We start from the raw sequence: 23012 nt of genomic DNA on the forward strand, positions 1-23012 counted from the left end.
CGAGACGAAGTGCTGGTTCGGCGTCCCTGCCCGACCGCACAGTGAAGGCGTGAACGAAAGCAACGGGCTCGCCACCGCGAGCTTCTCCGACATCGCGGACGCGGCCGGGCGGATCGCCGGGGCCCTCGCCTCCGGCGTACCGTGCGCGCCCGTCCGCGATCTGATCGGCCGGGACGACCTGGCCGCCGCCTACGCCGTGCAGGCCGCGCTCACGGAGCGCCGGCTCGCCGCCGGCGCGTCGGTCCTCGGCCGCAAGATCGGCCTGACCTCGCAGGCCGTGCAGCGGCAGCTCGGCGTCGACCAGCCCGACTTCGGAGTCCTCTTCGACGACATGGCGTACTCCGACGGCGACACGATCCCGTTCGGGCAGGTCCTCCAGCCGAGGGCCGAGGCGGAGATCGCGTTCGTGCTGGGCGCCGATCTGGCCGAGGGACCGCTCTCCCGCACCCAGGTCCGTGACGCGATCGCGTACGGCGTGGCCGCGCTCGAGATCTGCGGCAGCCGGATCGCCGGGTGGGACATCAGCTTCGGCGACACCGTCGCCGACAACGCCTCCTCGGGGGCGTACGTCCTCGGGGCCGAGCGCCTGGGGCTCGACGCGTTCGAGCCTGCGGACGTCGCGATGTCCATGATGATCAATGGAGCCGAGGTCTCCACCGGGTCCGGCGCGGCCTGTCTCGGCGACCCGGTCGAGGCGGTGGTGTGGCTGGCCCGTACCGTCCGGAACCTCGGCGAACCGCTGCGCGCCGGGCAGGTCGTCCTCTCCGGCGCCCTGGGGCCGATGCGCCCGGTCGCTCCCGGTGACACCGTCACCGCCACCCTGTCCGGCCTCGGCGCCGTGACCGTCCGCTTCGACGAGGGAGCCGCATGAGCGGGACGAAGGTCGCGATCATCGGGTCGGGAAACATCGGCACCGACCTGATGATCAAGGTTCTGCGCGGGGCACGGCACCTGGAGATGGGCGCCATGGTCGGCATCGACCCCGCGTCGGACGGCCTGGCCCGTGCCGCCCGGCTCGGCGTCCCGACCACCCACGAGGGCGTGGACGGGCTGATCGCGCTGCCGGGCTCCGACGAGATCGGGATCGTCTTCGACGCGACCTCGGCCAAGGCCCACGAGGCGAACGCCGCCAAGCTGCTTCCGCTCGGGAAGCGACTGATCGACCTGACTCCGGCGGCGATCGGGCCGTACGTCGTACCGGCCGTCAACCTGGACGAGCACCTCGACGCGCCCGACGTCAACATGGTCACCTGCGGCGGCCAGGCCACCATCCCCGTGGTCGCCGCGGTCGGCCGCGTGGTGCCGGTCGAGTACGCCGAGATCGTCGCCTCGATCGCGTCGAAGTCGGCGGGCCCCGGCACTCGCGCCAACATCGACGAGTTCACCGAGACCACCTCGGCCGCCATCGAGCGGGTCGGCGGGGCACGCCGGGGCAAGGCGATCATCGTCCTCAACCCGGCCGAGCCGCCGCTGATCATGCGGGACACGGTGTTCTGCCTGGTCGCGGCGCCGGACCCGGCGACCCACGAGGAGATCCGGCGGTCGGTGGAGAAGATGGTCGCCGACGTCGCCGCCTACGTCCCCGGCTACCGCCTCAAGCAGCAGGTTCAGATCACCGCGCTCCCCGCTGACCAGCCGGTCGGGACACTGCTGCCCGACGGTGCCGCCCGGCCCACCCATCAGGTGTCGGTCTTCCTCGAGGTCGAGGGCGCCGCGCACTACCTCCCGGCCTACGCCGGCAATCTCGACATCATGACCTCCGCCGGCCTGCGGGTCGCGGAGCGCATCGCGGAACGGAAGGCGGGCCACTGATGGGCACTCCGATCTTCGTCCAGGACGTGACCCTGCGCGACGGCATGCACGCCGTACGGCACCGGATCACTCCCGAGGACGTGAAGCGCGTCGTCGCGGCGCTCGACCTGGCGGGCGTCGACGCGATCGAGGTCGCGCACGGCGACGGGCTCGCGGGCGGGTCGGTCAACTACGGTCCCGGTTCGCACACGGACTGGGAGTGGATCGAGGCCGCGGCCTCCGTGCTGGAGCGCGCCCGCCTCACCACGCTGCTGCTCCCGGGCGTCGGCACCATCCACGAGCTGAAGCACGCGCACGACCTCGGCGTCCGTTCCGTCCGGGTCGCCACACACTGCACCGAGGCCGACATCTCCGCCCAGCACATCGCCGCGGCGCGCGAACTCGGCATGGACGTCTCCGGCTTCCTGATGCTCTCCCACATGGCCCCGCCCGGGGAACTGGCCAGGCAGGCCAAGCTGATGGAGTCCTACGGCGCGCACTGCGTCTATGTCACCGACTCCGGCGGCAGGCTCACGATGAACGACGTGGCCGCGCGGGTGCGGGCCTACCGTGACGTCCTGGACGCCGGGACCGAGATAGGCATCCACGCCCACGAGAACCTCTCGCTGTCGGTCGCCAACTCCGTGGTGGCCGTCGAGAACGGCGTGCGCCGGGTCGACGCCTCGCTCGCCGGGCACGGCGCGGGCGCGGGCAACTGCCCGCTGGAGGCGTTCGTCGCGGTCGCGAACATCTCGGACTTCGAGCACGGCTGCGACCTGTTCCGGCTCCAGGACGCCGCCGACGACATCGTCCGCCCGCTGCAGGACCGCGCGGTGCGCGTCGACCGGGAGACTCTCACCCTGGGGTACGCCGGCGTCTACTCGTCGTTCCTGCGGCACGCGGAGGCCGCCGCCGCGCGCTACGGGGTCGACGTCCGCGACATCCTCATGGAGTGCGGCCGCCGTCGTCTCGTGGGCGGCCAGGAGGACATGATCGTCGACATCGCGCTCACGATCGTCGCCGAACGCGAGAAGCGTCCGGCCTGACCATGGGGCCGTCCGGCCGCCTCAGCGAGGAGCGAGGAGCGCCTCGCCGAGCGCCACCGTGGCGTCCGCGAGTTCCTCCATGAACTGCGACACCGGCTTGCCGTCGGCCGACTGGAAGGAGACGAACGCACCGTCGAACCCGGCCATGCAGAAGTGGGCGAGGGCGTCGGCGACCGTGTCGGCGGCGGCGTCGCCCTCGCCGGCGAACGCGGAGCGGATCATGTGCCGCATGTAGGCGCGGCCTTCGTCACGGACGGCCTGCACGGTGCGCAGTGCCTCCGGAGCCTCGGCCGCCTCGTGGCTCATCACCAGCACCAGGAGCAGACGGAGGAACTCCTCGCGGTTCTCGATGACTTCGCCGGTCCTGTGCAGGTACCACCGCATGCGCTCGCCCGGCGTACCGCCCTGCGGCGGGTCGCGGTGGGCGTCGCGCATCGCGGCGAAGAAGCCCTGCGCGCCCTGCACCATGACCGCCGAGAGGAGTCCGGCCTTGGACTCGAAGTGGTGGTAGAAGGCGCTCTTGGGCAGGCCCGTCTCCTTGACGAGCGTCGACATCGAGGTGCCGGCGTAGCCGCGCACGGACATCACGCGGGCGGCCGCGTCGAGGATCTCCTGCCGTGATCTGCGGCCTCGGCGGTTGCTGGTGTGCGCTTTCGGTGCGGGCGTGTCCACCCGCCGCAGTCTAGGCGGGTGCCGGGGCGTGATGATCCACCACGGGTCCGGGCGTTGATGCCTTATCACGTGATCTTACAACAAGTCTTGACATACGACCGACAGCGGTTGTTAACCTCCCCGGCAATGGACCGACCGATCGGTCCAAAACTTCCGCACGAGACTGCGGATGGGACAACGGAGTCTGCGCATGACCCACAGCTACGACGCGGATGTCGCGATCGTCGGATACGGCCCGACCGGCGTGATCGCTGCACTCACCCTCGCCCGGTACGGCGTCCGTGCCGTCGCCCTCGAGCGGGACGAGGACCTCTACCCCCGGGCGCGTGCCGTGACCGTCAACGACTGGACGATGCGGATCTTCCAGGACCTCGGCATCGACGAGCGCGTCGAGAAGACGATCGACCCGCAGCGGGCCCTGCGCTGGATGACCTACGACGGCACGGAGATCATGCGGATCGAGCACCCGCCGTCGACACTGGGCCGCACACCGCGCTTCTACAACATCTACCAGCCCACGATGGAGGCCGAACTGCGCGCCGCCGCACAGGAGTACGGCGACCGCGTCACCGTCCACTACGGTGCCGAGGTCACCGGGATCGACCAGGACGACCACGGCGTCACCCTCACCGCGACGGACACCGCGACCGGCGCGACCCGCACCGTCCGAGCCCGCTACGCGATCGGCGCCGACGGCGGCAGCAGCGCGACCCGGGGCCGGGCGGGCTGCCAGTTGCTCGGCGACACCAACCACGTCACCTGGGTGGTCATCGACTGCCGCGTCAAGCGCTGGTGGCCCGACCGCGACTTCCTGACCTTCTGGTCCGACAAGGAGCGCCCGGTCGTCGACATCGCCCTGTCCGCGGGCAACCACCGCTGGGAGATCCCGCTCAAACCCGACGAGTCCCCGGAGGACTACCCGACCAGCACCGAGGTGTGGCCGCTGCTCACGGCGCTCGGAGTGACCGAGGACGACGTCGAGATCCACCAGCACGCCTTCTACCGGCACCACGTGCGGATGGCCGACACCTGGCGCCGGGGCCGGATCTTCCTGGCCGGCGACGCGGCCCACCTGATGCCGCCGTGGGCGGGCGCCGGGATGCAGACCGGAATGCGCGACGCCCACAACCTGGGCTGGAAGCTCGCCGGAGTCATCAAGGGCGAGCTGCCCGAGAGCTGGCTGGACACCTACGAGGCGGAGCGGCGCCCCAACGCCGAGTTCTACACCGGCCTCGCGGTCGGCCTCGGACGGGTCATCAAGCGGGAGGCCACCGAGGAGGAGCAGGCCGCCATGAACGCGGTGCCCGAGAACACGGTGACCCCGTACGAGCCGCCGCTGATCGCCCCGCCGGTGCTGGAGGGCGGATGGCTGAGGGGTCCACTGGGCGACGCCAGCATCGTCGGCCGGATGGTGCCGCAGCCCACCGTAGGCGACACCGCCGGCCGGATGGCTCGGCTGGACGACCTCCTCGGCCACGGTTTCGTCCTGCTCGGTGACGACGTCGACCCCGCGACCCTGCTGACGCCCGAGGAGAGGGCGGCCTGGGACGCGCTCGGCGCCCGCTGCCTCGCCGTACGGCCGAAGGCGTCGTACACGCGCGGTCCGGACGAACTGGTCGACCTCGACGAGGTCCTGCTGCCGTGGCTGCGCCGCTACGGCGCCCGCGTCGTGGCCCTGCGTCCCGACAAATTCGTGGCCGCGGCCGACACCGGCGGCCTCGCCGTCCCCGCCTGAGACCGGCCGCACCGGAACCACCGACCTGAGCACCCTGAGAACAAGGAGAGCGGACATGTCCGGAGTCAAGGAACTCGGATACGTCGTCTACGAGGTCGGCAGCCTCGCCGACTGGGAGCACTTCGGCGTCGGACTGCTGGGCATGCAGTACGGCGAGAGGACGGACGACGGCTTCACCCTGCGCACCGACGAGAAGGCCCACCGCTGGGTCGTCACCGAGGGCCCCGCCGACGACCTGGTCGCCACGGGCTACGAGGTCTCGGACGCGGCCGCGCTCGACGCGCTCGTCGCGAAGCTGCGCGCGGCCGGGATCGAGACGACCGAGGGCGACGCTGCCCTCGCCGCCGCCCGCAAGGTGGAACGGATCTTCGTCACCACCGACCCCATGGGCAACCGCGTCGAGCTGGTCACCGGCCTCGCCGACGCCCCCACGCCGTTCGAATCCGCGAAACTGCTCGGCGGTTTCGTGACCGGCGCCGGCGGCGCGGGCCACCAGGTTCTCCTGGCGCACGGTGTGCCGCGCGAGACCTACCTCGGCTTCTACATCGACCTGCTCGGCTTCAAGGTCAGCGACATCATCGTCGAGGAACTGGCCCCGGGCGTCGTCGCCGACCTGATCTTTCTGCACTGCAACGGCCGCCACCACACCGTCGCCTTCGGCGACCTGCCCTCGCCCAAGCGGACCCACCACTTCATGGTCGAGGTCACCGACATACGCGACGTCGGCCTCGCCTACGACCGCTGCATGGACGCCAAGCAGCCGTTCGAGATGACGCTCGGCATGCACCCCAACGACCAGATGTTCAGCTTCTACGTCCTCACGCCCTCGGGCTTCAGCATCGAGTACGGCTGGGGCGGGCTGATCATCGACGACGAGACCTGGGAGGTGAAGACGCTCGACAAGCTGCACAGCTGGGGCCACCGTCCCCCGGGCGTCGTCGCCGACCTGCTCGCCGCCGCACCCACGCCGCACGGAGAGGCCCACTGATGACCCTCGACCCCGACGCCATCGCGCGCACCGTCCAGACCGCCGACTGGAAGCTCCGCTACTACGAGGCGGGCTCCGGCCACCCGGTCGTCCTGCTGCACGGCAGCGGACCCGGCGCGACCGGCTGGAGCAACTTCGCCGGCAACATCGAGGCACTCGCCGAGCACTTCCACGTGTACGCCGTCGACATGCCCGGCTGGGGCGACTCGTCCGCGGCGACCGTCGAACAGCTCGACCACGTGACGGCGGCGATCCAGTTCCTGGACGCCCTGGGCATCGAGAAGGCCGCCTTCGTCGGCAACTCGATGGGTGGCCAGACCTCGCTGCGCCTGGCCACGGAACACCCCGACCGGATCTCGCACCTGGTCACCATGGGCCCGCCGGTCGGCCGCACGCCCACCCTCTTCGGCCCCGGCGGCGGCCCCTCCGAGGGCCTCAAGGTGCTGATCGAGGCCTACCACGACGCGAGCCCCGAGAACATGCGCCGACTCGTCGAGATCATGGTCTACGACAAGGCCCGGTTCGCCACCCCCGAACTGTGCCGGGCACGGTCGGACGCGGCACTCGCCCGACCCGACCACCTGCGCAACTACGTCGACGGCCTGCCGAAGGGCGCGCCGCTGCCGAAGTGGGTCGAGCCCGAGCTGCTGCCCGGGATCCAGGTACCGACCCTGCTCATCCACGGCCGTGACGACCGTGTCGTCTCCTACGAGACCTCGCTGTACCTGCTGGCGAACATTCCGAACAGCCGGCTGGTGGTGCTCAACCACTGCGGCCACTGGGCGATGATCGAGCACGCGGACGAGTTCAACCGGCTGGTCGTAGACTTCGTCACGAACAACTGATCCGGCGCATCCCCGCCGCCCCACCCGTTCAACAACCGCACATCCGCTCTCCTGGCACAGGTCACGTGCCCGCCAACAGGCGTCGGAAGAACTGGGGATGTCCCCGACGTCGCCGCACCGGCCCGTGACCAGGAGAGAACCATGACCGGCGTCTCCACGCTCGAAAGCCCCCCGCAGCCCGCGCCGCCCACCCGCTACACCGTCGCCCTCGCCCGTGACGAGGCGGACGTGCGGGCCGCACAGCGGTTGCGGTACGACGTCTTCGCCGGGGAGATGGGCGCCCTGCTGTCCACCCCGCAACCGGGGTACGACCTCGACCCCTTCGACGCCTACTGCGACCACCTGCTCGTGCGCGACACGACGACCGGACAGGTCGTCGGCACCTACCGGCTGCTGCCGCCCGAGCGGGCCGCGATCGCCGGACGGCTGTACGCGGAGGGCGAGTTCGACATCACCGCGCTGGCCCCGATCCGTCCCGGACTGGTCGAGGTGGGCCGCTCCTGCGTGCACCCCGACCACCGCGACGGCGCGGTGATCGGGCTGATCTGGGCCGGGCTGGCCCGCTACATGGTGGACCGCGGCCACGAGTGGCTGGCGGGCTGCTGTTCGATACCGCTGGCCGACGGCGGCGCCCTCGCCTCCGCCACCTGGGAGCGGGTGCGCGAGAAGAACCTGGCACCGCAGGAGCACCGGGTGCGCCCCCTGCTGCCGTGGATCCCGCGGGCCGACCTCCCGGCCGCGCCCCGCACCGAACTGCCCGCCCTCCTGCGTGGCTACCTCCGGCTCGGTGCCCAGGTCTGCGGAGCACCCGCGCACGACCCGGACTTCGGGGTCGCCGACCTCTACGTCCTGCTGTCGATGCGCCGGGTCAGCCCGCGCTATCTGCGGCACTTCCTCTCCCTCGTACCGGCCTGATGAGCCTCTGGCTGCCCAGCGCCCCCTGCACTCCGGGGGCGTGCGTGGAGACGACGGGGTCCACGGGGTCCACGGGGTCCACGGTTGCGGCCGTACCGCGCGCCGTGCTGCGGCTGACACTGGTCGCGATCCTCGTACTCGCCGGGGTCGTACTGTCGCCGCTCGGCCGGGGGAGGATCCCCGCCGACTGGGTCAGGCGCTGGTGCCGGGCGGTCGTCAGGGCCTCGGGGGTCCGGGTCCGCATCACCGGCACCGCCCCGCCCACCGGCGGCCTCCTGCTGGTCGCCAACCACATCTCCTGGCTGGACATCCCGCTGCTGGCCGCCGTCCGCCCGGCCCGGATGCTCGCCAAGACGGAGATCCGCCGCTGGCCGGTGGCCGGCGCGCTCGCCGCGCGCGGCGGCGCCCTGTTCATCGAACGGGACCGGCTGCGCGCCCTGCCCGAGACGGTGGCGCACATCGCCGGGGAGCTGCGCGCCGGCGCCGCGGTCGCCGCCTTCCCCGAGGGCAGCACCTGGTGCGGCCGTGCCCAGGGCGCCTTCCACCGGGCCGTCTTCCAGGCCGCCCTCGACGCCGGGGTGCCCGTCCAGCCGGTCCGCATCCGCTATCTGGGGCACGCCGGGGGAGCGGCCAGCACGGCCCCGGCCTTCGTCGGCGACGACTCCCTGCTCGCGTCCCTGTGGCGGGTGGCGACCGCACGCGACCTGGTCGCCGAGGTCGATGTGCGCCCCGTGCTCCCTCCGGGTGCCTGTCCGGACCGGCGCGCGCTGGCCCGCGCGGCCAGGCAGGACCTCCCCGACGACCGCGACCACGGCACCGACCCGCGCTCGACCGCAACCTGCGGCCACACCGCTGCGGGTCACGTCCCCGTGGGTCACGCGCTCGTGGGTCGGGTCTCTGGCAGGGATGCTGTCGCGGGTCACGTCCCTGTGGGTCACGTCCCTGTGGGTCACGTCCCTGTGGGTCACGTCCCTGTGGGTCACGTCCCTGTGGGTCACGCCCCTGCGGGTCGGACCTCTGCTGGCGATGCTGTCGCGGGTCACGGGCTCGCGGGAGACACTCTCGCGGGTCGGGCCTCTGCTGGGGATGCTGTCGCGGGTCACGGGCTCGCGGGAGACACTCTCGCGGGTCGGACCTCTGCTGGGGATGCTCTGGCGGGTCAGGTCTCCGCCGGGGGTGCTCCCGTGGGTCACATCCCCGCCGGCGGGGACGCCCTCGCGGGACGCGGTTTCGCCGGGCGCGGCTCCGCCGGTACGCCCCCCGCCGGGGCGGCCATCCGGCCGCCCCGGCCCCGCGTGCCGGCTCAGACGCGGCGCACGGTGTGCAGGGACTCGGCGTAGAGGCCCGTGCCGTCGAGCAGTGAGGCGCCGGCCAGGTCGGCCATGGTGGGCCCGTTGACCGTCTTGCGGCTGGACAGGAAGCGCCGCTTGCCGGCCGCGTCCCGTCCGAGGTAGATCCCCACATGGTCGACCGTGGCGGTCCGCGGGTCCCCGTCGTCCCCGGAGTCGGCGTCGAACAGCACGAGGTCACCGGGCTGGAGCAGGTTCGCGGCCGGCGGGCGTACCCCGTCGGTCCGGTCGATCAGCACACCGGGCGTGTGGTCGGCCATGTCGCGGGACTGGCGCGGTATCCGGTTCCCGGACGTGTCCGCCTTCGCGGCCATGGGAACGCCCATGTGGTAGCCGTAGACCATGCGGGTGTACCCCGAGCAGTCGAGATTCCCGGCCTGCTTGCTCGACGGCCCGGTGTAGGCGCCGTCGGGGAAGGTCCAGCCGACGTCCATGTACTCGTGGAAGTCGGCGCCCACCATGCGGTACCCCTGCGCGTTCAGATAGCCGTAACCGGCCTCGCCCAGGACCTGCTTGCCCTGCGCCGGTCCGTCCCCGGCGGTGACCGCGGGGGCGCCCGGAAGGAACATCGCGGCGTAGGAGAGCACGTCCGGCACGGTGGAGCCGGCCCAGCCGCGGATCGTCCGCTCCAACTCGGCCGTCCAGGTGCCGTCGAAGGGTTCGGGCAGCACCCGCACCCAGTCGTCGTGGGTGACGCTCGGCGGGGTGTGCCAGTTGGCGGCGCTCACCTCGAAGCGGCTCGCCTTCAGAGTGACCGGCAGGTTGGTGCAGCCGGTGTTGGCCAGGGCGCGCAGCCCCACGCGGCCCTTGCCGAAGGCCGAGTCGTCGACGTCGAAGGCCCACGTGGACGGCTCGGCGGTGGCGGAACGCCATGCCTTCGCCCGGATCCGGGAGCCCTCGCGGCGCACCCGGATCGTCCAGTCCGTGTTCGCCGGATTGCCCGTCGCCAGCGTGACGGCCGGGGCCAGCTGGGTGACGGCGTCGTCGACCTCCTTCTCGACGCGGAACTCGACCGCCCCCGTGGTCAGGAAGGACAGCCGGGCCCGGTAGTTGTTGTGGGTGCTCTGGTAGCCGAAGGTCAGCCCGTACGAACAGGCCTGACCGGTGGGCACCTTGTCGAACCGGGCCACGGACCGCACGTCGAGATCGGTGACCTCGTCGTCCCGCAGACTGGCGTGCCGGCTGACACCCGTGGTGGTGAGGGCGATCAGGCCGGTGCCCGGTACGACCGAGTGGTCGTCGGGGCCGGAGGGGAGCGTGTTCCAGCTGCCGCCGCCCGGCGAGCTGCCCCAGCCCGTCAGTGTGCGCTGGAAGTCGTCCACGAAGGACCGCTTGTTCTCGGTGAACGTTCTTCGCGGGCCCGGCAGGACGACGGTCCGGGCGCCGTGGGTCAGCAGTGCGACCCGTCTGCCGTTCGAAAGGACCTCCGTGCGGGCCGGGGCCCCGGACAGCACGGAGACGGCGAGCGGCGACACCAGTGTCACCGGCGTGAAGTAGGAGGCGTCCAGCGCGGGCAGGGTCACCGAGGAACGGGCCGAGGTCGGACCCGCCGGTGCCGGGAGGGGATCGACGGGCGCGGGGGCGGCGTCGGCCCGGGCGGGAGCCGCCGCCAGGCCGGTGAGCGGGACGGAGGCCGCGGAGGCGGCGAAGGCGGCGAGCAGGCCGCGACGAGAGGTGTGGATCATGCAAGTCATGATCTCCCCCGTACCGCGACCGGACCCGCCGGACGCGTCAATTCGCCTCAGATACGGCGGCGTTGTGCGGCCGGGACCGTTGGAGTTCTAGGCGTCCCGCCGTACGGCCCGCGCCAGATAGGGAGCCGTGGCGCTCCCCGCCGCCCGCGCGACCTCGACCGGCGGTCCCGCCGCCACGATCCGGCCGCCCGCGTCGCCGCCGCCCGGGCCGAGATCGACGACCCAGTCGGCGCCGGCCACGACGGACATGTCGTGCTCGACGACGATCACGGTGTGCCCGGCGTCGACCAGGCCGTGCAACTGCCGCATGAGCACCTCGACATCGGCCGGGTGCAGTCCGGTCGTCGGCTCGTCGAGGAGGTAGAGGGTGTGGCCGCGGCGGCCGCGCTGCAGCTCGCTCGCGAGCTTGATGCGCTGGGCCTCACCGCCGGACAGTTCGGTGGCGGGCTGACCGAGTCGCAGATAGCCGAGGCCGACGTCGAGGAGGGTGCCGAGACTGCGCGCCACGGCCGGGGTGTCGGCGAAGAACTCCGCCGCGCTCTCCACCGTGAGGTCCAGCACCTGGCCGATGTTCCGCCCGCGGTAGGTCACTTGAAGCGTCTCGGGGTTGTACCGGGCCCCGCCGCAGTCCGGGCACGGAGCGTATGTGCTCGGCAGGAACAGCAGCTCCACGCTGACGAATCCCTCGCCCTGGCAGGTCTCGCACCGGCCTCCCGCGACGTTGAAGGAGAACCGTCCGACCCCGTAACCGCGCGTCCGCGCCTCGTCGGTGTCCGCGAACACCTTCCGTACCACGTCGAACAGGCCCGTGTACGTGGCCAGGTTGGAGCGTGGCGTGCGCCCGATCGGCTTCTGGTCGACGCGGACCAGCCGCCCGACACCGGCCTGCCCCTCCGTGATCTCACCGATCAGCGTGGACTTCCCGGACCCCGACACCCCGGTGACCGCGGTGAACGCGCCGAGCGGGAACTCCGCCGTCACCGCGCGCAGGTTGTGCCGAGTGACCGGCCCCACCATCAACTGCCCACGCGCACGCCGCACTTCGCGCACCGGCCCGGGGGAGCCGTCGAACAGGAACCGGCCCGTCGCGGACTCCGCGACCCCCGCCAGCTCGGCGACCGGTCCGCTGTGCAGCACCCGACCGCCATGCTCCCCCGCCCGCGGACCGACGTCGACGACCCAGTCGGCACCGCGCACCACGTCGAGGTGGTGCTCCACCACGAACACGGAGTTGCCCGCCGCCTTGAGCCGTTGCAGAACCGTGAGCAGGGCCTCGGTGTCCGCCGGGTGCAGCCCCGCCGACGGCTCGTCGAGCACGTACACCACCCCGAACAGCCCCGACCGCAGTTGCGTGGCGAGACGCAGCCGCTGCAACTCGCCCGCCGACAGCGTGGGCGACGCCCGGTCGAGGCTGAGATAGCCCAGACCCAGTTCGACGACCGGCGCGATACGGGACTTCAGGTCCGCGGTGAGCACCCGCGCGGCCTCGGAGGTGCCGCTCAGGTGCTCCGCGAGTTCGGTCAGCGGCAGCGCGGCCAGCTCGGCGATGGTGCGCCCCGCGAAGGTCACGGCCAGCGCCTCGGGCCGCAGCCTGCTGCCGCCGCAGGCCGGGCAGGGGGCGGCGGTGAGGAAACGCTCCGCCTTGGTCCGCAGGGCAGTGCTCTTCGAATCGGCGAACGTCTTCATCACATACCGCCGGGCGCTCATGTACGTGCCCTGGTAGGGCCGTTGGATCCGCTCGGCGTCCCGCACCGGGTGCACGGTCACCACCGGCTGCTCGTCCGTGAACAGGATCCACTCCCGCTCTCCGGCGGGCAGCTCACGCCACGGCCGGTCCACGTCGTACCCCAGCGCGTCGAGGATGTCCCGCAGGTTCTTGCCCTGCCAGGCACCCGGCCAGGCGGCGATCGCGCCCTCACGGATCGACAGCGAGGGATCGGGGACCAGCAGCGCCTCCTCCGTGCGGTGCACCTGCCCGAGACCGTGGCACTGGGGGCAGGCCCCGGCCGCCGTGTTCGGCGAGAACGCGTCCGAGTCCAGCCGCTCGGCCCCCGGCGGATAGTCCCCGGCACGGGAGAACAGCATCCGCAGCGAGTTCGACAGGTTGGTGACGGTGCCCACGGAGGACCGCGACGTCGGCGCCGCCCGCCGCTGCTCCAGCGACACGGCCGGCGGCAGCCCGGAGATCTCCCCGACCTTCGGCGCCCCCACCTGGTGGATCAACCGCCGCGCGTAGGGCGCCACCGACTCGAAGTACCGCCGCTGGGCCTCCGCGTAGATCGTCCCGAACGCCAGCGACGACTTCCCCGACCCCGACACCCCCGTGAACACCACCAGCGCGTCCCGCGGAACATCCACGTCCACCCCTTGGAGGTTGTGCTCACGAGCACCACGGACGCGGACGTACGGGTCGTGCGGGCTGTGCATGGAGGGGCTCCGTACGGGGGTGCGGACGAGAAGAGGCAAACCCTGAAATTCTACGCGAGCGGTCCTGCCGGCCGGCGGGCCCGGCGGGTGGGCCGTCGCTCAGGGGGCGGCGGGGCCCCGCAGCGAGGTGGTGAGCAGTTCGATCATGCGGCCGTAGCGGGCGGGGAAGTCGACGTGCGCGGCGAGGAGCGCGGGGTCCTCGACGGCGGCGACGACGGTGGGTCCGGGGTGGGCGAACGGCCACAGGCCGGCGATGAGCACGATGGTCGCCGAGGCCAGCTCCCCCGCGGCTGTCGGGTCCAGTTCGGGGAGGCGGGCGTGGATGATGCCGGCGAGCCGGTCGTTGCTGGCCAGCGCCTGGCGCTTGTAGGCGCGGACCGTCTCCACCGGGACCGTGCGTTCCAGCACGCTGGCCAGCACGCTCGCCAGCTCGCACATCACCGGCCGGGCGGCGAGTGAGGCGGCGTAGGCCGCGGCGAACCCGCGCACCCGCGCTGCCGGCCCGGTGCCGTCCGCGTCGGCGGGCGCCAGCTCGGCCGGGAGCGCGTCCAGCCAGGCGCCGTAGGCCCGGTTGAGGAGCTCCAGGAAGACCGCCTCGCGGTTCTCGAAGTACCGCAGCACGTTCGAGGTGGCGATCCCCGCCTGCCGGCCGATGTCGCGCAGGGTGATGTCCGCGACCTGCGACGTCTCCAGCAGGTGCTCGGCCGCGTCCAGGATCGACTGTCTGCGCAGCTCCCGGTTCTCGGGGCTGCGCGCGCGGATGAACCCCTGCTTCGTCTCGCTCATGACCCTCTCTTCGCTCGCGGTGTCCCCGCGGTCAGGATATCGACCCTCCTGGTTAAGAGAACTGGATTCTGTTACCGTCGGAGAAGAGTTAAGAGAATGCCGTTCGGCTAACTTGGCCGGACCGGTCCGGACGGATCCGGGAGGACATCGTGATCACGTTCGACAAGCTGCTGGTGGGCGGGGCCTGGACCGCCCCCGCCACCTCAGGCGTCCTGGAGGTCCGCTCCCCGCACGACCAGTCCCTGGTGGGCGTCGTGCCCGAGGCGTCCTTCGCCGACGTCGACCGTGCCGTGGCAGCGGCCCGCGAGGCCTTCGACCACGGCCCCTGGCCACGGCTGGCGCCCGGGGAACGGCGACGGGTGGTCGCCCGGTTCAACGAGCTGCACGCGGCGCGCGCCGGCGAACTGGCCGCGCTCATCACCTCGGAGAACGGCTCGCCGATCTGGTTCACCGGCTGGCTTCAGCGCAGCCTGAAGGACTTCAACGACGACTTCCTCGACGTCGCCGCCGGTTTCGACTGGGAGTCCGAACTGCCCGGCCGGGACGGCCATCGCACCGTGGTGCGCCGGGCCCCCGTGGGCGTTGTCGCGGCGGTGATCCCGTGGAACGCGCCGCACCAGTCCGCCCTGGTCAAGCTGGTCCCCGCGCTGCTCGCGGGGTGCACGGTGATCCTCAAGCCGTCGCCCGAGACGGCCGTGGACGGCCTGCGGCTCGCGGAACTCCTCGCCGAGGCGGGCTTCCCGGAGGGCGTGATCAGCGTGCTGCCCGCCGACCGGGAGGTCAGCGAGTACCTCGTCGCCCATCCCGGCGTCGACAAGATCGCGTTCACCGGCTCGACCGCGGCCGGGCGCCGTATCGCCGCCATCGCCGGTGAGCGGTTCAAGCGCGTCAGCCTGGAACTCGGCGGCAAGTCCGCCTCCATCGTCCTGCCGGACGCGGACGTCGACCGGGCCGCCGCGGCGCTGAAGGGCCTGTCGCTTGGCAACAACGGCGAGGCCTGTGTCGCCCACACCCGCATCCTGGCCCCGCGCAGCCGCTACGACGAGGTCGTCGACGCGATCGCCGCCATGATGCGCGGCGCCACCGTGGGCGACCCGATGGACCCGGACACCTGGATCGGCCCCATGGTCAAGCAGGCCCAGCAGCAGCGCGTCCGGTCCTGCGTCGAGGCGGGCATCGCCGAAGGCGCCCGCCTGGTCCTCGGCGGCCCCGGCGCTCCGGACACCCCGGGCCTGGAGAAGGGCTTCTACGTGCGCCCGACCCTCTTCGCCGACGTCGCCAACACCATGACGATCGCCCAGGAGGAGATCTTCGGCCCGGTCCTGGCGGTCATCCCGTACGACACCGAGGACGAGGCCGTCGCCATCGCCAACGACTCCGCCTACGGGCTCGACGGCGGCGTGTGGACCGCCGACCCGGAGCACGGCCTCGAAGTCGCCCGCCGCATCCGCACCGGCACCTTCAGCGTCAACGGCGCCTCCCGCGACATGCGCGCACCGTTCGGCGGCTTCAAGGCCAGTGGCCTCGGCCGCGAGTTCGGCCCGGCGGGCCTGAGCGCCTACACCGAGTACCAGTCCATCGCCCTGTGATCACCGCGAGGTGCCCGGCACCGCCCGAACAGCACGTACCCACCCCCGCGAGAACCGCGCCTACCGACGCCCGGGCGGCACCGCCTCCTCCACCGCGTAGCCGGGCACGGACGGCCACCGAACGGTCAGCACCACCGACTCCTCCTCCGCGAACCACGAGTGGTCCACTCCACGCCCCCACACCACGTAGTCCCCCTGCTCCTCCAGAAGAACGCTGCGGCCCGGGAGTTCCACCCGGAAGCGCCCCCTGATGAGCACCAGCAGAGCCGTACGTTCCTCCCCCTCCACCCACCGCAACCGCTCGTCGCCACGGGGATGAACCCCCCACTTGATCTCCACGGCCTCACTGCGACGCGGATCGCCGGCCTCCTTGAAGTGCCCGAGCAGCCACCCCCGATCCAGCGCCGCGTCCTTGCCCGCGTTCCCCACATACACACTGTCACTCACGCGGGCGGACGCTAGCAGCCGGCGCACAAGGGTGTCCGTCGTGGACACGGCAGGTTCCGTCAACTCTCGTGTCCGGATGAGAGTTTCGCACCCTGACGAACTCACGGGACTTCTAGGATGATCGCGTAGAACACTCTTGGAGGGCCGAGTGGCAACCACAAGCTCAGGCACGGAACGGCTCACCCTGTCTCTCGTCGCGGGTTATGCCGGCTCGGGCAAGTCGGAGGCCGGCAAGTTACTGGCGGCGGCGACGGGCTGGGCGATGCTCGACAAGGACACGCTCAGCCGTCCCATGACGGAACGACTCCTGCAGGCCATGGGAGGCGACCCGGACGACCGGCACAGTCCGGCCTACCTGGAGCACGTCAGGCCGCTGGAGTACGAGTGCCTCATGAAGGCAGCCTGGGAAAACCTCGAATGCGGCATTTCCGTGGTCCTGGTGGCCCCCTTCCTCACCGAGGCCGCCGATACTCAATGGACCAGCCGAGTCACGAGGCGATGCCGTCGGCTCGGCGCCCGGTTCGAGGCACTGTGGGTGGACAGCGACACGGAGTCCATGCGCGAGCGCCTGATCTCACGTAACGCCTCCCGGGACACCTGGAAGCTCGCCCACTGGCCCGCGTACGTGAACGGCATCGACCTCACGCTGCGTCCGGTCACCCCGCATCACCTGATCGACAACTGCATCACCGCGTCACGGCCACTGGCCGAGCAGTTGGAAGCCGTGGCGCACCGTCTGCTGGAGAGGCCATGACCGCCGTCGTCCTTTACGGTCCGCCGACCGCCGGGAAGGACACCATCACCGCTGCGTTGTCCGCTGTCGACCCCCGGTTCCAGCTGCTCACGAAACTCAAGCAAGGGACGGGGCGGTCAACCGGATACCGATTCGTCACGGAAGGCGAACTGAACGAATTGCGTGACCAGGGCCGCGTCGTGGTGGAGACCCGGCGCTACGGCAACGTCTACGCCGTCGACGGCCACTTGCTGGAAGAGTCCCGGGCGCGCGGGCTGGTGCCGGTCGTGCACATGGGGAACGTCAGCGATCTGCGCACCCTGCTGAGCCGTACGGAGACCGGATGGCTGCGGGTGTTGCTGTGGGTACCGAGGGACGTGTGCGAGACCCGCTCCCGCACGCGGGGCGATGCCGACACCGCCAAGCGGCTGAGAGCCTGGGACGAGACCGTACAGGACCTCCTCGACTCCGACCTGAACGACCTCTTCGACCTGGTGGTGCGCACCGACAGGGTGGAACCCGAGGAAGCGGCGAAGAAGGTCGCCGCCGCGCTGGACCGCCCGGTTTCCGCACGCCTGCCCGAAGAGCTTCGGGCGGCCTTGGACCTCACGACCTGACGACGGTCACGTACAGAGGAAGCCTGTCACCGCAAGCAGTAGGGGGATGCCTGTGGGAGCGATCCGCACACTCGAGGACCTGGCGAGGATCGGCCGGCAACGCACCGTCGCCGGCCGCAGCGTCCACTTGCGTCAGGAGGAGGTGGAGGCGGATCTCCTTCTGGACGCCGTCTCCGCTGACCGGGTCACCCTCGAACGAGTCACCATCGACGGGACACTGACCATTCGCTCCTGCCACATCGACGAACTCGTCATAGACCATGTGGAGGCAGACGCCGTCTTCGTGGCCAACTCGCGAATCGGGCGCCTGACGGTGCGCAACGCCCCCGTGGGATGCGAAGTGATCATCACCGACACCTCGCTCGTGTCCCTGGCCCTCCACTCCTGCGGCACCACCCGGCTGGAGCGCCTGCGCGTCGAGGAGCTCGCCCAGCTCAACGCGCTGCGCGGAGACGTTCGCATCACCCAGACCCGCTTGTCTGCCCTGGCAGTCAAGAGTCAGGTCACCGCGGGGCGCCTCGGTCGCCCGCGCGTGGACGTCCGTGCACTGCGTGCTCGCGAGGACATCACCTTCGACGATCTCTGGCTGTCCGCCCTCGATCTGCGTGACGCCGAAGCGAAGGAGCTGAACCTGCAACGGGTGCGTCTGGACGAGCCCTTGCGAGCCACGGAGCTGCGGTGCAGCGAGACCTTACGCGTCAACGGGCTGGTGGTCCCCGCCGGGGAACGCAGCACGATCACCGAGAGCACCGTACGAGGTCCCGTGGAGGTGCGTGACCTCCAGGTCTGCGAGGGCGGCCGCAGCCGACCGGGCGTGAAGGCCTGCCTGTCCCTGGACAACAGCAGCGTGATGCGCTTGACGGCCACCTCCGTGGAGCCGACGGTGATCAGCCTCCGCGGGTCCTCGGTCACCGACACCCTCGGACTGCCCGGCGGCGGCTCGCGCTACAGCCTCGACGCCAACTCCAGTGTCGGCGACATGGAACTCGCCGGTCAGGTCTTCCGCGACGGACGCCAGATCGTCGCCTTCCTGGAGCGTTCCTTCACCGAAGTGACGGGCACAGCCATGGAGTCGGTCAGAGCGGCGCTGGTCAGACGGAACAGGAACCGCGAGGTCGACCAGCTCTACTACCTCACCCGGCAACGCGAGGCTTCCCTGCTTCCGTTGTTCAGGCGCAGTGCTTCCCGCGGGGTCCTCGGAGGCGTCCTCGGCTGGGGCGTACGAGCCCGTAATCCCGCACGGGTCCTCCTGGCGGGAGTCCTCCTGACCGCCGTCGGACTTCACTTGGCGGGTCCCCTGCGCGGCGCCGGCCAAGGTGTGTTGGACGTGACGTCCGCAGCGAAGTCCCTGGTTCTGGCGCTCGCGCTGTGGCTGAACGTCGGCACCGGCCTGCCGTCGGAACTCAAGACCGCGCAATGGACGGCACTGGCCGTGGCGTTCACCTCGGCCGGTCTGCTGTTCACCACCCTCATCGTGGGCATCGTCATCCGGAAACTGGTTCGCTGAGCAGTCCGGGCGGTCGGATGACAGGCTGAGGGCCATGGAAGAGAGCACAGAGCCCGCCGTCACGTACGGACTGCGAGAGCGGACGTTCCTGGTCACCGGCGGCACCCGCGGCCTCGGTCTCGCCGTCGCGCGGCTCCTTGCCGCGGACGGCTCGTCCCTGGCCATCTGCGGACGTGACGCCACCCGGCTCGCCCGAGCCGCGGCCGAACTGGAGCAGGAGTACAACACGCGGGTGATCACCGGAGCCGTGGACGTCCTGGCGCCGGACGAACTGGAGGACTTCACGAACCAGGCCGGGTGCGCGCTCGCCGGACTCGACGGCCTGGTGGCCAATGTCGGCGGCAAGCGTGGCGGCGGACTCCTCGACTCCACGCGCGAGGACTGGCAGACGACTTGGGAACTGAACGGCGGCCATGCGGTCCGGGCCGTCCGAGCAGGACTGCCTCACCTCCGAGCGGGCAGCTCCGTCGTACTGGTCTCCTCCATCTCCGGCTGGAAGCCACGGTTCCCCGCCCAGTACGGGGCTGCCAAGTCCGCCGAGATCTATCTGGCCGGAGCACTGTGCCAAGAACTTGCCCCGCACCGCGTCCGGGTCAACACCGTGAGCCCCGGCTCCATTCTCCTGCCGGGAAAGAGCTGGGATCGCCTACGCCTGCGGGACCCGGAGACGTACGCCGCCTACGCGCAACGCAACCCGAGCGGGCGTTTGCTCAATGCCGATGAGGTGGCTCGTGTGATCACCTTCCTCCTCTCCCCGGCCTCCGGCGCCGTGAACGGCGCCCACATTCCGGTGGATGGCGGACAACCCCAGGCCGGCCTCATCCTCGCCCCTGGTCCGCGCGCTACCCGAGAAGGGGAGCCCGGGTAGCGGAGATACTCTGCCTGGGACCTCGATACGGACGCGGTCCGCGGATCCCTGCCCGCGCTGCTGTGGACCGGGCTGGTGGAGAGGCAGGACGGGGACCGCGGCACGCTCAAGCTCACCTGGGCCGGAGCGGCGGATCCGAAGCCGCCGCCACAGAGGATCGAGGACGTAGGCGCCGTCGAACGGGACCAACGGGGCGAACTCCTGGACTCCGGCCGCTGTCGAGGCCAGCGCGTTCCCCGGCTCAGAACCCGCTGACGTGCACCTCCAGTCCGGCAGCGACCCAACGACCCCGGAATTACGTGGAACGCAGGCCTGCCCTGGCTGCTGCACTGGGTCCGCGGGCAGCTCCGACAGGGTGAGAACGGCGGGGCAGCCGGGTGAGAGATGTCGCCGGTTTACGGGGCCCCACCGCTGTGGGCGTGGGGGATGCGCGGCGCCACCGAGCAGCCAGGATGCGGTCGGCGTACGGCAAGGTGGGTGGCACCGAGGCGTTTCCAGTGCGAACCGCTACCGTGCGCAGCCCACTGTGCCGCCGCCCCACGGTCCGGCCTTCCAGCAGAACGCCCGGACCGAGGCGTATGTCTCGGTAGGATTCTCCTTCGGCAGTTCCGAGGCGCAGGACGTGGGTATGTACGCCTACATCCGGCCTGAGCCGGATGGTCTGGAGAACCGGTCGTGGAGTGTCGACGGTGCGGCCTGGCATCCTGACGCCGGTCTGGTACACGAGCAGGACGCCGCCTGCCCTGGCCCACACCCAGTACGACCACTGAGAGCAGCAAGCGACAAGGAGCGCCCGGACGTGGGCGGCACCGTCCGCTCACCGGGTGTTGCGTCAAGGACATCGACGTTCACCCACCGCAATTCTGTACGAGCTGCGTCGTCAGCCGCCCAACCCGCCCGAGGCGAGCCTGTCGCTCACGTCGCTCACCAGCCGGCGCCCCAGGTCCTCGGCGCGCGAGAGGAGGTCGTCGAAGTCCGTGAGGCGACGGAAGGCTGCGGCGTAGGCCGCCTGTTCCGCCAGGGGCAGGGGCAGCACCTGCAGGCGCCGGATGTCCACCCGGGACGAGCTGGAGGCGTGGGTGCCGGCCTGGCGTCCGTTGGCGGGGGCGCGCAGGCAGCCGGCCAGGAAGTGGGCGTCCAGTTTCTCCGGGTCCACCCGCAGCGCGTACAACTGCGGGCCCAGCGCCGTCGGCGGCCCTTGGTGCACCCAGGCCCTGAAGGCCCGGATCACTCCGGCGACCACCACGTCACCCTCCTCGGCCACGGCGTGGGCCGAGCCTTCGGGGACACGCCCGCTGGGAGCGCCGTCCATGAGCAGGTCGGGAACGGTGAGCATGGGCAGGCCCGCCGCGCCGGCCGATGGGGCGCTGTCCAGTGGTTGCTGCCCGGCGATCAGGGTCAGGGCGCCCGCCTTGACGAGGTCACCGACCGTGGCCGTGGTCTGCGGTGTCCGGGGCTGCAGGTCCAGTCCGGCCAGGTACTGTGCGCAGCCGGTGAGGTCGGCCAGACGGGTCGTCAGCTCGCGCCAGGATGCCGCGAGTTCAGCGTGGGAGGGCTCCTTTCCGGAGGCGGCGTAGCGGCCCGGGGTGACGTCGACCTCGTCGTCCAGAAGATCGAGCAGAGGAACCCGGACGGCGCCCTCCGGCGGGTTCCGGTCCGGCTGGTCGACGACTTCCAGGGCGGCGAGGACGAACGATCGGAGGGCATCCCAGTCGGGTCCGGGCTCGCGCGCACCGGGCCTGGCGAACCGCGTGGCGTCCACCAGGAGGGCGTCCTGCCCGACAGGAGTCGCGTAGGGACTGTCCGGCAAGGCGCGCAGAATCCACAACTGGAGCGAGACGCTGTGCGGTTGCGCGCTCCCGGGCGGCAGCGCCACAACCGCCCGCAGCACACCGGTGCGCAGCAGGGAGGCCCGGATGCGGCGGCCCGCCTTGCGTGAGGCGACGGCGGGTGGCAGGACGACGACCGCCGTCCCGCCGGGCCTGAGGTGGGACAGCAGGTGTTGCACCCAGGCCAGTTCCGGCTCGGTGCGGGGTGGCAGACCGTGCGTCCAGCGCTGGTCCGTTGCCAGTTCCTCGTAGCCCCAGTCGCGCTCGTTGAAGGGCGGATTGCACAGGGCTATGTCGGCGAGTGTCCCGGCGAAGCAGTCCTCGCGCAGCGCGTCGGCCGTGGCGACCTCCGTACGGATGTCGCGGTCGTCGGCGATGAAGCCCAGACGGGCGGAGGTCAGCGCGGCGAGCGCCGGGTCCCGTTCGCAGGCGAGCACCGTCAGACCGGTCCCGTCGTACTCGTGGGCGACCGCTGCGGGCAGGTGCCCGGTGCCGCAGGCCGGGTCGAGGACCGTCAGCCCGTCCTCGTCACCGTCGAGCCGGACGGCGAGAGCTGCCCGTGCCATCAGCGCGGCGAGCTGTGCCGGTGTGGTGCTGAGTTGCCGTACATGCGTCTCCAGCCACCGCTGCAGCAGGAACTCGAAAGTCTCGCGAGGGCCCTCCCTGCGCCCCAGCTTGGCCGCCTCGATCACCAACTCTCCGGCCTGTACAGACAGTTGAGGGTGGGTGGTCCGAGCCCGGGAGGAGCGCATCCGGCGGGCCGCCTCGGCCACGGCCAGCCCTGACTCGTCCCTGCTGCCCAGCGCCTCGAAACGCGGCCACAGAAGTTCACGGCCGCCGACGTCCTTGAGCTTGCCGTTGTCGCGCAGCCAGTGCTCGACCTCCGCCAGCGAGAACTGCGGACTGACGTCGGTGCCGCCGATACGGGTGGGAAACGAGTCGTGGCGGCGTCGCCAGTTGCTCACCGCGGCGCGGCCGACTCCGGCGATCCGAGCGATTTCGGCCAGGCTGACGGGTACGGCGTCGGTTGTACTCATCGAAGGCTCTCCGGGGTGTGTGGCCGCCGGGCTGGGCGGCGCCCCAGCGGCCGTAGTGCATGGCAGGCTACTACGCTCATTGACTTTGTTCACAGACCGAAGCCCCGAACATCTGTGTGGGAAGTGTGGAGGACGGG

Annotated in this window: 18 protein-coding genes and 2 pseudogenes; 14 read left to right on the forward strand and 6 right to left on the reverse strand. The window is 71.3% G+C overall.

From position 1 onward, the window contains the following. Positions 1–49 precede the first annotated feature (49 nt). Genes ACWC91_RS08455 through dmpG form a run of 3 tightly spaced genes read left to right on the forward strand, consistent with a single transcriptional unit; the run spans position 50 to position 2837 of the window. Positions 50–871, forward strand: coding sequence for a 2-keto-4-pentenoate hydratase (locus ACWC91_RS08455; protein WP_450643785.1), 822 nt, complete (start codon positions 50–52; stop codon positions 869–871). Beyond that, the gene (locus ACWC91_RS08460) at positions 868–1812 is read left to right on the forward strand and encodes an acetaldehyde dehydrogenase (acetylating) (RefSeq protein WP_450643786.1); all 945 of its coding nucleotides are present in this window, start codon (positions 868–870) and stop codon (positions 1810–1812) included. The genes ACWC91_RS08455 and ACWC91_RS08460 overlap by 4 nt, the downstream gene beginning before the upstream one ends. Continuing rightward, positions 1812–2837, forward strand: a complete 1026-nt coding sequence (dmpG, locus tag ACWC91_RS08465) for a 4-hydroxy-2-oxovalerate aldolase (protein ID WP_450643787.1) — start codon at positions 1812–1814, stop codon at positions 2835–2837. The genes ACWC91_RS08460 and dmpG overlap by 1 nt, the downstream gene beginning before the upstream one ends. Positions 2838–2858: 21 nt before the next feature. Here dmpG and ACWC91_RS08470 read toward each other — a convergent pair whose 3' ends face one another. Continuing rightward, entirely contained in the window at positions 2859–3509 is a 651-nt protein-coding gene (locus ACWC91_RS08470; RefSeq protein ID WP_450643788.1) for a TetR/AcrR family transcriptional regulator, read from the reverse strand. A 190-nt stretch (positions 3510–3699) separates the two neighbouring features. Here ACWC91_RS08470 and ACWC91_RS08475 point away from each other — a divergent pair, with 190 nt between their 5' ends. The 5 genes and pseudogenes from ACWC91_RS08475 to ACWC91_RS08495 form a co-directional block, all read left to right on the forward strand. Continuing rightward, on the forward strand, positions 3700–5244 hold the full coding sequence (locus ACWC91_RS08475) for a bifunctional 3-(3-hydroxy-phenyl)propionate/3-hydroxycinnamic acid hydroxylase (protein ID WP_450643789.1): 1545 nt from the start codon (positions 3700–3702) through the stop codon (positions 5242–5244). Positions 5245–5299: 55 nt separating this feature from the next. Continuing rightward, the gene (locus ACWC91_RS08480; protein WP_450643790.1) at positions 5300–6232 is read left to right on the forward strand and encodes a VOC family protein; all 933 of its coding nucleotides are present in this window, start codon (positions 5300–5302) and stop codon (positions 6230–6232) included. Next, on the forward strand, positions 6232–7077 hold the full coding sequence (locus tag ACWC91_RS08485) for an alpha/beta fold hydrolase (RefSeq protein WP_450643791.1): 846 nt from the start codon (positions 6232–6234) through the stop codon (positions 7075–7077). Before ACWC91_RS08480 ends, ACWC91_RS08485 begins: the two co-directional genes overlap by 1 nt. A gap of 141 nt (positions 7078–7218) precedes the next feature. Further along, on the forward strand, positions 7219–7992 hold the full coding sequence (locus ACWC91_RS08490) for a GNAT family N-acetyltransferase (RefSeq protein WP_450643792.1): 774 nt from the start codon (positions 7219–7221) through the stop codon (positions 7990–7992). Beyond that, a pseudogene (locus ACWC91_RS08495) lies at positions 7992–8792 on the forward strand (lysophospholipid acyltransferase family protein); the annotation flags it as partial. The gene ACWC91_RS08490 and the pseudogene ACWC91_RS08495, both read left to right, overlap by 1 nt. Before the next feature lie 503 nt (positions 8793–9295). Here the strand turns inward: ACWC91_RS08495 and ACWC91_RS08500 are convergent. The 3 genes from ACWC91_RS08500 to ACWC91_RS08510 form a co-directional block, all read right to left on the reverse strand. Continuing rightward, positions 9296–11026 carry an NlpC/P60 family protein gene (locus ACWC91_RS08500; protein ID WP_450640443.1) on the reverse strand — a complete coding sequence of 577 codons (1731 nt, stop codon included), beginning with the start codon at positions 11024–11026 and terminating at the stop codon, positions 9296–9298. A 96-nt stretch (positions 11027–11122) separates the two neighbouring features. After that, complete coding sequence (locus tag ACWC91_RS08505) at positions 11123–13462, reverse strand: ATP-binding cassette domain-containing protein (protein ID WP_450640441.1); 2340 nt, start codon at positions 13460–13462, stop codon at positions 11123–11125. A 99-nt stretch (positions 13463–13561) separates the two neighbouring features. Next, positions 13562–14248 (reverse strand): TetR family transcriptional regulator, encoded by a 687-nt coding sequence (locus tag ACWC91_RS08510; protein ID WP_450640439.1) that lies wholly within the window; start codon positions 14246–14248, stop codon positions 13562–13564. 149 nt (positions 14249–14397) lie between these two features. Here ACWC91_RS08510 and ACWC91_RS08515 point away from each other — a divergent pair, with 149 nt between their 5' ends. Further along, complete coding sequence (locus tag ACWC91_RS08515; RefSeq protein ID WP_450640437.1) at positions 14398–15837, forward strand: aldehyde dehydrogenase; 1440 nt, start codon at positions 14398–14400, stop codon at positions 15835–15837. Positions 15838–15897: 60 nt separating this feature from the next. On the opposite strand, the gene ACWC91_RS08520 is transcribed toward ACWC91_RS08515, so the two are convergent. After that, positions 15898–16284: a cupin domain-containing protein gene (locus ACWC91_RS08520; protein ID WP_225076796.1), complete on the reverse strand. Its 387-nt coding sequence runs from the start codon at positions 16282–16284 to the stop codon at positions 15898–15900. A gap of 148 nt (positions 16285–16432) precedes the next feature. Here ACWC91_RS08520 and ACWC91_RS08525 point away from each other — a divergent pair, with 148 nt between their 5' ends. From ACWC91_RS08525 to ACWC91_RS08545, 5 genes and pseudogenes are all read left to right on the forward strand, one after another. After that, positions 16433–17038, forward strand: coding sequence for an AAA family ATPase (locus ACWC91_RS08525; protein WP_450640436.1), 606 nt, complete (start codon positions 16433–16435; stop codon positions 17036–17038). Further along, positions 17035–17634, forward strand: coding sequence for a guanylate kinase (locus ACWC91_RS08530; RefSeq protein WP_450640434.1), 600 nt, complete (start codon positions 17035–17037; stop codon positions 17632–17634). The genes ACWC91_RS08525 and ACWC91_RS08530 overlap by 4 nt, the downstream gene beginning before the upstream one ends. Positions 17635–17680: 46 nt before the next feature. Beyond that, entirely contained in the window at positions 17681–19141 is a 1461-nt protein-coding gene (locus tag ACWC91_RS08535) for a hypothetical protein (RefSeq protein WP_450640433.1), read from the forward strand. A gap of 34 nt (positions 19142–19175) precedes the next feature. Then, on the forward strand, positions 19176–20009 hold the full coding sequence (locus ACWC91_RS08540) for an SDR family NAD(P)-dependent oxidoreductase (protein ID WP_450640431.1): 834 nt from the start codon (positions 19176–19178) through the stop codon (positions 20007–20009). A gap of 355 nt (positions 20010–20364) precedes the next feature. Further along, positions 20365–20712 (forward strand): annotated as a pseudogene (locus tag ACWC91_RS08545) (DUF5996 family protein); the annotation flags it as partial. A 177-nt stretch (positions 20713–20889) separates the two neighbouring features. Here ACWC91_RS08545 and ACWC91_RS08550 read toward each other — a convergent pair. Further along, positions 20890–22875, reverse strand: coding sequence for an N-6 DNA methylase (locus tag ACWC91_RS08550; protein WP_450640430.1), 1986 nt, complete (start codon positions 22873–22875; stop codon positions 20890–20892). Positions 22876–23012 lie beyond the last annotated feature (137 nt).

Source organism: Streptomyces sp. NPDC001204, from assembly GCF_053598035.1.

Excerpts from the sequence above, each read along its gene's own strand:
- ACWC91_RS08460 (WP_450643786.1), top strand. The coding sequence starts at position 868 with ATGAGCGGGACGAAGGTCGCGATCATCGGGTCGGGAAACATCGGCACC.
- dmpG (WP_450643787.1), top strand. The coding sequence starts at position 1,812 with ATGGGCACTCCGATCTTCGTCCAGGACGTGACCCTGCGCGACGGCATG.
- ACWC91_RS08475 (WP_450643789.1), top strand. The coding sequence starts at position 3,700 with ATGACCCACAGCTACGACGCGGATGTCGCGATCGTCGGATACGGCCCG.
- ACWC91_RS08480 (WP_450643790.1), top strand. The coding sequence starts at position 5,300 with ATGTCCGGAGTCAAGGAACTCGGATACGTCGTCTACGAGGTCGGCAGC.
- ACWC91_RS08485 (WP_450643791.1), top strand. The coding sequence starts at position 6,232 with ATGACCCTCGACCCCGACGCCATCGCGCGCACCGTCCAGACCGCCGAC.
- ACWC91_RS08490 (WP_450643792.1), top strand. The coding sequence starts at position 7,219 with ATGACCGGCGTCTCCACGCTCGAAAGCCCCCCGCAGCCCGCGCCGCCC.
- ACWC91_RS08500 (WP_450640443.1), bottom strand. The coding sequence starts at position 11,026 with ATGATCCACACCTCTCGTCGCGGCCTGCTCGCCGCCTTCGCCGCCTCC.
- ACWC91_RS08505 (WP_450640441.1), bottom strand. The coding sequence starts at position 13,462 with ATGCACAGCCCGCACGACCCGTACGTCCGCGTCCGTGGTGCTCGTGAG.
- ACWC91_RS08510 (WP_450640439.1), bottom strand. The coding sequence starts at position 14,248 with ATGAGCGAGACGAAGCAGGGGTTCATCCGCGCGCGCAGCCCCGAGAAC.
- ACWC91_RS08530 (WP_450640434.1), top strand. The coding sequence starts at position 17,035 with ATGACCGCCGTCGTCCTTTACGGTCCGCCGACCGCCGGGAAGGACACC.
- ACWC91_RS08535 (WP_450640433.1), top strand. The coding sequence starts at position 17,681 with ATGCCTGTGGGAGCGATCCGCACACTCGAGGACCTGGCGAGGATCGGC.
- ACWC91_RS08540 (WP_450640431.1), top strand. The coding sequence starts at position 19,176 with ATGGAAGAGAGCACAGAGCCCGCCGTCACGTACGGACTGCGAGAGCGG.
- ACWC91_RS08550 (WP_450640430.1), bottom strand. The coding sequence starts at position 22,875 with ATGAGTACAACCGACGCCGTACCCGTCAGCCTGGCCGAAATCGCTCGG.